Here is an 11,738-nt window from a genome sequence, read left to right on the forward strand (position 1 = left end):
GAAAAACACCTCTATATGATCGATAGACATTTATAAGCCGTTTTTCAACACCACTGGAAAGTCTTGCTTTCCTATAATATAAAATTTCTTTACAGACAGTCTTACTAATTATAGAGAATATACCATCGGAATGTCAACTTCCCAAATGTAAGTATAAATTCCCCGGCTCCACAAAGCAACCCTTTCTTTTTATATAGTAAAAACTTACAACAAAAAAATAGGGGTCTGACCCCCTTTATGCATCCAACTTTTTTAAACCTGTGAATAACTTTTTTCGCTATTTTTCGTCATCCACAACACTTATCGACAAGGTTTACACAGTATCTTGTGTTGTGGAAAACTTTTCTCCACAATTTGTGGTGATTGTGGATAATGTTAAAAAGCAATTGCAACACATGGTTTTTTTTGATATTATTATTGTGTTTTCACTCTTAATAAATATTTGACCGAAAATAGTTTTCCACAGACTGTGGATAACATGTGGATAGTTATCCTGAGGTGTGTGTAAGTATTTGTCCACAGGTGCGGATTTTTGTCGAAAACTACTTTTCTACTATATTATATGTTTTACAGAGTATATGGATGAATAAACATACATCAGGTGTTTTTCTAGCAGAGTGTTTGTTGAACAAAACTTGTACAGATAAGCACCTTTTTCTATTTGAACAAGGCTTTTCACGTATTTTCTGTTACTACTACAAAAATAAAGAGACTTCATAAAGAGCCTAAATAAAGAAACGAAAGGGGGATTCATGTTGAAAAACATTTCCGATTTATGGGTCAAAGCATTAAGTCAGATAGAGAAAAAAATAAGTAAACCAAGCTACGAAACATGGTTGAAGAGTACGAAAGCTCATTCTCTAAAAGGAGATAACCTGGTGATCACCGCACCTAATGATTTTGCTCGCGACTGGCTTGAGTCCAGGTATTCCAATCTAATCGCAGAAACCATTTCCGATATTACAGGGGAAGAGCTGACTATCAAATTTATTATTCCTCAAAACCAAGCGGATGAAGACTTAGAAATAAAAACACCGCCTGCAAAAGTGAGAAAAGACGATGATTCCATAGAAATACCGCAAAATATGTTGAATCCAAAATATACATTCGACACTTTCGTCATCGGTTCTGGAAACAGATTTGCCCATGCAGCCTCCTTAGCAGTAGCAGAAGCTCCTGCCAAAGCTTATAACCCTTTATTTATCTACGGGGGGGTAGGACTTGGAAAAACCCACTTAATGCATGCGATCGGCCATTATGTAATTGAGCATAACCCTGCAGCAAAAGTGGTCTATTTATCATCTGAAAAATTTACCAATGAATTCATTAATTCCATCCGGGACAACAAGGCAGTAGATTTCCGCAATAAATATCGAAGTGTCGATGTACTGCTTATTGATGATATTCAGTTCCTTGCCGGAAAAGAACAGACGCAAGAGGAATTTTTCCATACATTTAATACATTGCACGAGGAAAGCAAACAGATTGTCATCTCCAGTGATCGTCCACCAAAGGAAATCCCGACACTGGAAGATCGCCTTCGATCCCGCTTTGAATGGGGGCTAATTACGGATATCACACCACCTGACCTGGAGACGAGGATTGCCATTCTACGCAAAAAGGCTAAAGCTGAAGGACTGGATATTCCTAACGAAGTGATGCTGTATATCGCCAATCAGATCGATTCCAATATCCGTGAGTTGGAAGGGGCATTAATTCGTGTAGTAGCCTATTCTTCCCTAATCAACAAGGATATCAATGCAGATCTCGCAGCAGAAGCATTGAAGGATATCATTCCAAGCTCCAAGCCAAGAGTGGTAACCATTCTTGACATCCAACGAACTGTTGGAGAAGAGTATAATGTGAAATTAGAGGATTTTAAAGCAAAGAAGCGAACCAAATCTGTCGCATTTCCTCGTCAGATTGCCATGTACTTATCTAGAGAGCTTACCGACTTCTCCCTTCCTAAGATAGGAGAGGAATTCGGAGGACGTGACCATACGACGGTTATTCATGCCCATGAAAAGATCTCAAATCTTGTAAAAACAGATACAACTATGCAAAAACAGATACAAGCAATCGCAGATACGCTTAAAAGTTAAAAACAGCAATAGTGGAAACTGTGTATAAGTGGTGCAATGTTAAGCACAGTTTATGCACATGTGGATATCTACTCCCTGATACAGAAAAAGGACTTATCCACATAATCACAGCCCCTACTAGTACTTCTACTAGTTTTTATTAATAAAAATATATAAAAAGACCTGCCATATAAGGAGGATTACGATGAAATTTATTATCCAACGCGACAAGCTGGTTCAAAGCGTTCAAGATGTACTGAAAGCCGTCTCTTCCCGAACAACGATACCGATTCTAACTGGAATAAAAATTGTTGCTACAGAAGAAGGGGTGACCTTGACAGGTAGTGACTCCGATATTTCGATTGAATCTTTCATTCCATGTGAAGAAGAAGGATCAGAATATGTCGAAGTAAAAGCAGCAGGTAGTATAGTATTGCAAGCCCGCTTTTTCAGTGAAATCATTAAAAAACTTCCAATGGATACAGTGGAAATCGAAGTACAAAGCCAATACGTGACGACAATCCGTTCTGGTAAATCGGAGTTCAACTTGAATGGCCAGGATGCTGCGGAGTATCCACATCTTCCTCAAATTGAAGAACAAAATGCATTCCGTGTTCCAACAGACTTGCTGAAAAATATTATTCGACAAACTGTATTTGCAGTGTCCACCTCAGAAACACGCCCTATCTTGACAGGTGTAAACTGGAAGCTTGAAAACCACGAACTCATCTGTATTGCAACAGATAGCCATCGACTTGCTTTACGCAAAGCGAAAGTAGAGGCGGAGAACGACATATCTTGCAATGTCGTCATTCCAGGCAAGAGCTTAAATGAATTGAATAAAATTCTAGATGATACAAGTGAGTTGCTAGACATTGTCGTGACAGAAAACCAAGTATTATTTAAAGCGAAAAACATTCTATTCTTTTCTCGTCTCCTGGATGGAAACTATCCGGATACTTCCCGATTGATTCCAGCAGAAAGTAAAACAGACATTACGGTAACGACGAAAGAATTTCTTCAAGCCATTGATCGTGCGAGTCTTTTGGCAAGAGAGGGACGAAACAATGTAGTGAAACTTGCTACACTTGAAGCCGATACACTCGAGGTTTCCTCCAATTCACCGGAAGTCGGAAAAGTGGTTGAGCAGGTCCAAAGCAACTCCATTGAGGGAGAAGAGCTGAAAATATCTTTCAGTGCCAAGTACATGATGGATGCTCTAAAGGCTCTTGAAGGGAACGAGATTCTTATTAACTTCACTGGTGCCATGCGACCATTTGTCATCAAAACCTTGCATGACGATTCCATGTTGCAACTTATACTGCCTGTGAGAACTTACTAATAGGCTGTTTTCGCATTTATAAACAAATCGTTATATTCCTTGCTGTCGTGTTCTTTTCCTGGCTATACAAGGTTGCTTGCATGCTAATTTTAGAATTTCTAAGCGACTAAATAACATAAAGAAGAAAGCTACTAGCGATCATTCCTGGTGGCTTTCTTTTCTATATGGAGAAGTTCTAGTACAATAGGAAATAGACAATAAGGGAATGTTAAAAAAAATCGTGGGATTTCACACAAACCCTTAAAAAGAAAGCGAGCGCGAAAAAATGAAAGAAATTCAAATTTCAACAGAAATGATAACTCTCGGGCAATTCTTGAAACTAGCAGATATAATCCAGTCAGGCGGGATGGCAAAATGGTTTCTTCAGGAATATGAAGTGAAAGTGAACGGAGAGCTCGAAGATAGAAGAGGAAGAAAACTGAAAGTGCAGGATGTAATTGAAATAGACGGTCATGGAAGCTATGTTGTTGTTTCCTAATGAGTTGGTGATACGGATTGTATATTGAAGAACTGAAACTAAGACACTATCGCAATTATGAAAGCCTGCATGCCGAATTTGAAAACGGTGTGAATGTCATCTTAGGGGAAAATGCTCAAGGAAAGACAAATGTGATGGAATCCATCTATGTATTGGCAATGGCAAAATCACACCGGACATCCAATGATAAAGATCTTATCAGATGGGACGAAGAATATGGTAAAATAGAAGGTAGGATTCATAAACGTAATGGAGAGTTGCCTTTGCAGCTTGTCATTAGTAAAAAAGGGAAAAAAGCAAAAATCAATCATATTGAACAAACCAAATTAAGTCAGTATATTGGAAATATGAATATCGTCATGTTTGCACCTGAGGATCTGACACTTGTGAAGGGTAGTCCTCAGGTGAGACGCCGTTTTATAGATATGGAGCTCGGACAGGTATCACCAAGGTATATGCATGACCTCTCCAGGTATCTAAAGGTGCTGCAGCAACGGAATCATTATTTAAAGCAATTGCAGTCGAGAAAACAAAAAGATGAGACCATGCTGTTCGTCCTCACGGAACAACTAATCGAGCTTGCCGCGAGCGTCACGGATAAAAGACAAGAGTTTGTCCGATTATTGCAAAGCTGGGCACAGCCGATTCATAAAAGCATCAGCAGAGGTTTGGAAGAATTAACCATTATCTACAAACCATCTATAGATTATGTATCAGAAACAACAAACTTGTCGAAAATGATAGAAGCATATAACGAAAAGTTTGATAAAATAAAAGATAGAGAAATTGAAAGAGGCGTTACACTATTGGGACCCCATCGTGATGACTTGCTCTTTCAGGTGAACGGTAAAGACGTCCAAACATTCGGATCCCAAGGACAACAACGCACAACTGCACTCTCACTAAAGCTTGCAGAAATAGATCTAATCCACTCGGTGGTCGGTGAATATCCTATTTTGCTATTGGACGATGTATTGTCCGAACTGGATGATTATAGACAATCCCATCTGTTGAACACAATACAAGGAAAAGTTCAAACATTCGTTACCACAACAAGTGTAGATGGAATAGACCATCAAACCTTGAAGCAAGCAGCTACATATGAGGTTGTTTCCGGTTCAATTAAGAAGCGAAATTGAGGTGAAAGGTTATGTACTTGCATATTGGAGAAGAAGTGATGGTGCGTGCATCGAATATAATCGCGATATTAGATCGCAGACTGCTTCAGTCCGATTGGAAAAACACCCTTCCGGATGTTGCAAGCAAATCCATCAAAAACATCAGTAAGCATGATGTTAAATCAATTGTGATTACCGAAGAGAATATTTACCTCTCGCCTTTGGCCTCGACAACCTTGAAAAAAAGAATGGACACCTCGATTGAGGAATTGCTCTATTAGATTGATTAGTAACGAAGTCTATTGTGTAGAAATAAAAAGTGAAGGTGATAGATATGACGATGGACCAAAAAGAATTGCAAGAAAATAGCTATGATGAAAGTAATATACAGGTACTAGAGGGGCTCGAGGCCGTTCGGAAGAGACCAGGAATGTACATCGGTTCCACTAGTACCAAAGGTTTGCACCACTTAGTGTGGGAAATTGTCGATAACAGTATCGATGAAGCGTTGGCAGGTTATTGTTCCGAGATCAATGTGATTGTAGAAAAGGATAACAGCATCACCGTAAAAGATAATGGACGTGGTATTCCCGTCGGAATTCATGAAAAAATGGGTCGACCAGCAGTTGAAGTTATCATGACTGTACTTCATGCCGGAGGGAAATTCGGCGGTGGAGGCTATAAAGTTTCCGGAGGTCTGCATGGAGTTGGTGCATCTGTAGTTAATGCCCTTTCCTCTGAACTTAAGATTTATGTCCATCGTGACGGCAACATCCATTATCAGCAATTTAATAAAGGTGTACCGAATGAGGACCTGAAGATTATAGGAGAAACGGATGTTACAGGGACTACCATTCATTTTGTACCCGATGAAGAGATTTTTACAGAAACAAAGGAATATGACTATGATACGCTAGCCCATCGTCTACGTGAGCTTGCGTTCTTAAATAAAGGGCTTCGCATCACCATTGAGGACAAGCGCGAAGAAACACCGAAGAAGAATGAATACCACTACGAAGGCGGTATCGCATCTTATGTAGAGCATTTGAACCGCACCAAGGAAGTCATTCATGAGGAAGTCGTGTTTGTTGAGGGAGAAAAGGACGGAATCTCCATCGAAGTGGCACTTCAGTATAATGAAAGCTACATAAGCAATCTGTACTCTTTTGCCAATAACATCAGCACGTATGAGGGCGGAACTCATGAATCAGGATTCAAAACGGCATTGACGAGAGTAATCAATGATTATGCCCGTAAAAACAATATTTTCAAAGATGCGGATGGCAACCTGACAGGGGAAGATGTTCGTGAAGGCTTGACTGCTATCATTTCCATCAAGCATCCTGATCCACAGTTTGAAGGCCAGACAAAAACAAAGCTCGGAAACAGTGAAGCAAGAACGGTTACTGACTCTGTTTTCACAGAGAAATTTGAAGGCTTCCTTCTGGAGAATCCTTCTGCAGCAAGAAAGATTGTAGAAAAAGGATTAATGGCTTCCAGAGCAAGAATGGCTGCCAAAAAGGCAAGGGAACTCACCAGAAGAAAGAGTGCATTGGAAATCTCAAGTCTTCCTGGTAAATTGGCCGACTGCTCCTCTAAAGACCCATCTATCAGCGAAATATACGTGGTAGAGGGAGATTCTGCCGGCGGATCAGCCAAGCAAGGACGAGACCGTCACTTCCAAGCAATCCTGCCTTTACGAGGAAAAATCATTAACGTAGAAAAGGCGCGTCTTGACAAAATCTTATCCAACAATGAGATCCGTGCCATCATCACTGCGCTAGGAACAGGAATAGGCGAGGATTTCGACATTTCCCGTGCCCGTTACCATAAGATCGTGATTATGACAGATGCCGATGTCGATGGCGCCCACATAAGAACGCTTTTATTAACATTCCTCTACCGTTACATGCGCCAGATCATTGAACATGGATACATCTACATTGCCCAGCCACCGCTATACAAGGTACAGCAGGGCAAAAAGATCGAGTACGCCTACAATGACCGTCAGCTTGAGGAGATTCTTGCGACTATGTCGGATCAGCCGAAAGCAGGCATTCAGCGTTACAAAGGGTTAGGGGAGATGAACCCCGAACAGCTTTGGGAGACTACCATGGATCCTGTATCAAGAACGCTTTTACAAGTGAGTCTTCAGGACGCGATCGAAGCGGATGAAACGTTTGAGATATTGATGGGCGATAAAGTGGAACCGAGAAGAAACTTTATCCAGGACAATGCCCGTTACGTGAAAAATCTGGATATCTAATTCTAAACCTAAGAAAAAAAGCTCTGTTAAAGTTGACTGTTGATAATGAACTGGTTTCTAGCTGTTGATTGGAGCCTATTGCGGAAAGCAACAGCGGCGTTTGACAGAGCCAAGAAAAAATGCGGGGTAGTGTCATGCTATCCTGTCTTTTACATAGAGAAGAGCGAAAGCGAATGTAGTCATGAACTCACATTTCGCAAGGAGGTTCGTTATTATGTCTGAGAGGTCCTCTCAAGTTAAAGAAATAAATATAAGTCAGGAAATGAGAACGTCTTTCCTAGACTATGCCATGAGTGTAATCGTATCCCGTGCCCTACCTGATGTGCGGGACGGATTAAAACCTGTTCACCGTCGTATTCTGTACGCGATGAACGACTTAGGAATGACATCTGATAAAGCATATAAAAAGTCCGCACGTATCGTTGGGGAAGTAATCGGTAAGTACCATCCACATGGTGACTCCGCTGTTTATGACACGATGGTCCGTATGGCACAGAATTTCAACTTCCGCTACATGTTGATCGATGGCCACGGAAACTTCGGTTCAGTCGATGGGGACGCTGCAGCAGCCATGCGTTACACAGAGGCAAGAATGTCGAAGATCTCGATGGAAATCCTACGGGACATCAACAAAGATACAATTGACTACCAAGATAACTACGATGGTTCAGAAAGAGAACCTGTCGTGTTACCTGCGCGTTTTCCAAACTTGCTTGTAAACGGTGCTTCTGGAATCGCAGTAGGAATGGCAACGAATATTCCACCTCATCAGTTGGGAGAAATCATTGACGGAGTACTTGCTGTAAGTAAAGATCCCGACATTACCATTCCGGAATTGATGGAAATTATTCCAGGACCGGATTTCCCTACAGCCGGCCAAATATTAGGCAGAAGCGGAATCAGAAGAGCATATGAAACGGGACGCGGTTCGATCACCGTTCGTGGGAAAGTAGAAATCGAAACGAAGCCTAATGGCAGGGAAGTCATCCTTGTCCATGAACTACCTTACCAAGTCAATAAAGCAAAACTGATTGAAAAAATTGCGGACCTTGTCCGAGATAAAAAGATAGAAGGCATCTCCGACTTACGTGATGAATCAGACCGTAATGGTATGCGTGTCGTAATGGAAGTCAAAAAAGATGCAAATGCCAATGTCCTTTTAAATAATTTATATAAGCAGACTTCTCTTCAAACAAGTTTCGGTATCAACCTGCTTGCTCTCGTAAACGGTGAGCCGAAAGTATTGAACCTGAAACAATGTCTGTATTACTATTTGGAACACCAGAAAGTGGTGATCAAGCGCCGTACAGCGTTTGAATTGCGTAAAGCGGAAGCTAGAGCCCACATCCTGGAAGGTCTGCGCATAGCCTTAGATCACTTAGATGCGGTTATTACGTTAATCCGTAGCTCCCAGACAGCTGACATTGCCCGCGAAGGACTAATGACTGAATTCTCCCTTTCTGAGAAACAAGCACAAGCTATTTTGGACATGCGTCTACAGCGTCTAACAGGCTTGGAACGTGAAAAGATTGAAGAGGAATACCAAAGCCTTATGCAGCTCATTGGAGAATTGAAAGCGATTCTTGCAGACGAAGAAAAAGTATTGGAAATTATCCGTGAAGAACTGGAAGAAGTAAAAGAGCGATTCAATGACACACGTCGTACCGAAATTATGGTTGGTGGCTTTGAAAACATTGAGGATGAGGACTTGATTCCACGCCAAAATGTCGTGATTACCCTTACACATAACGGTTATATCAAGCGTCTGCCCCTTTCCACCTATCGTAGTCAACGAAGAGGGGGACGTGGAATTCAAGGAATGGGAACAAATGAGAACGACTTTGTAGAACATCTGTTGACCACTTCCACTCACGATACACTTTTATTCTTCACAAACAAAGGGAAAGTGTACCGTGCCAAAGGCTATGAAATTCCTGAATTCAGCCGTACAGCAAAAGGAATCCCAATCATCAACCTGCTGGAAGTGGAAAAGGGCGAATGGATCAACGCCATTATCCCTGTCGAAGATTTTGTTGACGACTGGTACTTGTTCTTTACAACGAAGCATGGGATATCCAAGCGCTCTCCGCTATCACAATTTGCCAACATACGAAAGGGTGGATTGATTGCAATAGGATTGCGCGAAAGCGATGAATTGATTTCTGTAAAACTGACGGACGGCACGAAAGAGATGATCATCGGCACGAAAAAGGGGATGCTAATCCGTTTCCATGAAACAGACGTACGTTCCATGGGCAGAACTGCAACAGGAGTGAAAGGAATCTCCATTTCAGAAAATGATGAAGTGGTTGGAATGGAACTGCTGGATGAGGGTCTGGATGTGTTGGTTGTGACCAAGAACGGTTACGGTAAACGAACTCCTGCAGAAGAGTATCGAATTCAAAGCCGTGGAGGAAAAGGAATCAAAACTTGTAACATTACCGAGCGTAATGGGGAAGTGGTTTCAGTGAAGACGGTCACCACAGAAGAAGACCTGATGCTTATTACCGCAAGCGGCGTCTTGATTCGCATGTCAGTGGACGGGATCTCACAAATGGGTCGAAACACCCAAGGAGTGAAGCTGATTCGTCTTGCAGATAATGAATTCGTGACAACAGTCGCAAGAGTGGATAAAGAAGAGCCTGAAGATGGTTCAGAAGATACAGATATAGAAGAAGGAAATTCCACCGAAGAGGTCGAAGAATAAAAGATGCATAGTAAATGATCAACTCTAAAAGAGGAGCACTTTCATGTGTTCCTCTTTGTTTATAAGGAGAGAAGCGTTCATGTTAGTAAAAACCGAACAGCTGGTGGAAGGATGTATTCTGGCACAGGAAATTAAGGCGCTCACATCAAAACCGATCATGACCAAGAGAACCGTTCTGACAAACGAACACATTGAAATATTGGAATCTTTTTTGGTGGAAAAAGTAGAAGTGGAAACCTTCCTTTCAAATGGACAGCCCTTCAATCCCCAGCTTTTAGCAATGATAGAAGGTAAGCCAAAAGAGGAAACCTTCTTGCAAATGTACTTTAAAGCAACCCAAGCCTATAAAAGAATGTATGAAAGCTGGGAATCAGGGACCCCTATCGATTACGGCGCTGTTCGAAAGACAATAATCCCCTTGATCGAGAAGTCCCTGCAATATCAAGAAGAAGTTTTCACAGTCTATCATTATACTAATGAAGAAGAATACATCTTCCACCATTCGGTAGCAGTGGCAATTATCGCTGCTGCCATAGCGAAAGCTCTTGGCAATAAAAAGAAAGACATCATCCAAGTTGGAATAGCGGGATTTCTAATGGACTGCGGAATGGCTCGTATTGATCAAAAAATCTTGAAAAATGTTGCCGTTCTAAAAAGGGAAGAATTCGCACAGATCAAAGAGCACCCCATCTTCAGTTACCAGATGGTAAGCAAACAGCCGGTCATCCAAGATGAAATAAAACTTGCCGTTCTCCAGCATCATGAGCGCTATGATAAAACCGGATATCCTTTTGGACTTGCAGAAGATAAAATACATCCCTATACAAAGATACTGGCAGTTGCAGATGTCTTTCATGCAATGACATCACCAAGAAAATACAGAAGCAAGCAATCACCTTTCAAAGTAATTGAGCAACTCAAGCATGAAACGTTCGGGAAATACGATCTTTCCATTGTACAGGCCCTTACTTCCAATGTGTGCAGCTTCAGTGTTGGAGATAAAATCAGACTGTCAAATAAGAAGGTAGCCGAAATTGTCTTCATTGATCCGAACAATCCATCAAGGCCAATGGTACGGGAAGTGGAAACAGACAGCTTCATAACTTTGACCCAAGAGTTAGATATCTTTATAGAAGAAGTAGTGAAATAGCTTTATTTCAACTAAAAGCAGAAAGCACATACAGAGCGGGGTCCTTAATGGCCCCGCTTTCAAATGTGCCCCGGCCCAGGTCCATAATCAAAAGAATCGTTACTAATGAAAAGAATTTAAAAATATATTAAAAAAGTAATTGCATCCCCTATTATCCCGTGCTATAATCAATCAAGTCAGCAAGGGAAGCGAGTTACATCCTACATAATCTTAAAAAAAGAAAATGAAAAGATGTTGACTTACAGCCTTGTAAATGATATATTAGTTAAGTCGCTTTCAACAAGCGGCACTAACTAAAGAGTTCTTTGAAAACTAAACAAAACAACAGCGTCAAACGTTGATCCTACGGGATTAACAAATGAACGAAAAGTAAGACAAGCTAGCAAATTTTGAGCAAAAGCTCAAACTCTTTATTGGAGAGTTTGATCCTGGCTCAGGACGAACGCTGGCGGCGTGCCTAATACATGCAAGTCGAGCGGACTTCTTAAAAGCTTGCTTTTAAGAAGTCAGCGGCGGACGGGTGAGTAACACGTGGGCAACCTGCCTGTGAGACTGGGATAACTTCGGGAAACCGGAGCTAATACCGGATAATATAA

Annotated in this window: 8 protein-coding genes and 1 rRNA gene; all 9 read left to right on the forward strand. The window is 41.3% G+C overall.

Annotated features, from left to right (window positions below; genetic code table 11):
• Positions 1-755 precede the first annotated feature (755 nt).
• Positions 756-2,102 (forward strand): chromosomal replication initiator protein DnaA, encoded by a 1,347-nt coding sequence (gene dnaA / locus AB685_RS06450; protein ID WP_047969789.1) that lies wholly within the window; start codon positions 756-758, stop codon positions 2,100-2,102.
• Positions 2,103-2,286: 184 nt separating this feature from the next.
• Positions 2,287-3,423, forward strand: a complete 1,137-nt coding sequence (gene dnaN / locus AB685_RS06455; RefSeq protein ID WP_047969640.1) for a DNA polymerase III subunit beta — start codon at positions 2,287-2,289, stop codon at positions 3,421-3,423.
• Between the two features lie 265 nt (positions 3,424-3,688).
• Positions 3,689-3,901: a S4 domain-containing protein YaaA gene (gene yaaA, locus AB685_RS06460; RefSeq protein WP_047969641.1), complete on the forward strand. Its 213-nt coding sequence runs from the start codon at positions 3,689-3,691 to the stop codon at positions 3,899-3,901.
• Between the two features lie 17 nt (positions 3,902-3,918).
• The gene (gene recF / locus AB685_RS06465) at positions 3,919-5,040 is read left to right on the forward strand and encodes a DNA replication/repair protein RecF (RefSeq protein WP_047969642.1); all 1,122 of its coding nucleotides are present in this window, start codon (positions 3,919-3,921) and stop codon (positions 5,038-5,040) included.
• Between the two features lie 11 nt (positions 5,041-5,051).
• Complete coding sequence (locus AB685_RS06470; protein ID WP_047969643.1) at positions 5,052-5,300, forward strand: extracellular matrix/biofilm biosynthesis regulator RemA family protein; 249 nt, start codon at positions 5,052-5,054, stop codon at positions 5,298-5,300.
• A gap of 59 nt (positions 5,301-5,359) precedes the next feature.
• Positions 5,360-7,285, forward strand: coding sequence for a DNA topoisomerase (ATP-hydrolyzing) subunit B (gene gyrB / locus AB685_RS06475; RefSeq protein ID WP_047969790.1), 1,926 nt, complete (start codon positions 5,360-5,362; stop codon positions 7,283-7,285).
• 214 nt (positions 7,286-7,499) lie between these two features.
• Entirely contained in the window at positions 7,500-9,992 is a 2,493-nt protein-coding gene (gene gyrA / locus AB685_RS06480; RefSeq protein WP_047969644.1) for a DNA gyrase subunit A, read from the forward strand.
• A 79-nt stretch (positions 9,993-10,071) separates the two neighbouring features.
• Positions 10,072-11,142, forward strand: a complete 1,071-nt coding sequence (locus tag AB685_RS06485; protein ID WP_047969645.1) for an HD-GYP domain-containing protein — start codon at positions 10,072-10,074, stop codon at positions 11,140-11,142.
• A gap of 410 nt (positions 11,143-11,552) precedes the next feature.
• Positions 11,553-11,738, forward strand: a 16S ribosomal RNA gene (locus tag AB685_RS06490); the annotation flags it as partial.

The sequence above is a fragment of the Bacillus sp. LL01 genome (assembly GCF_001037965.1).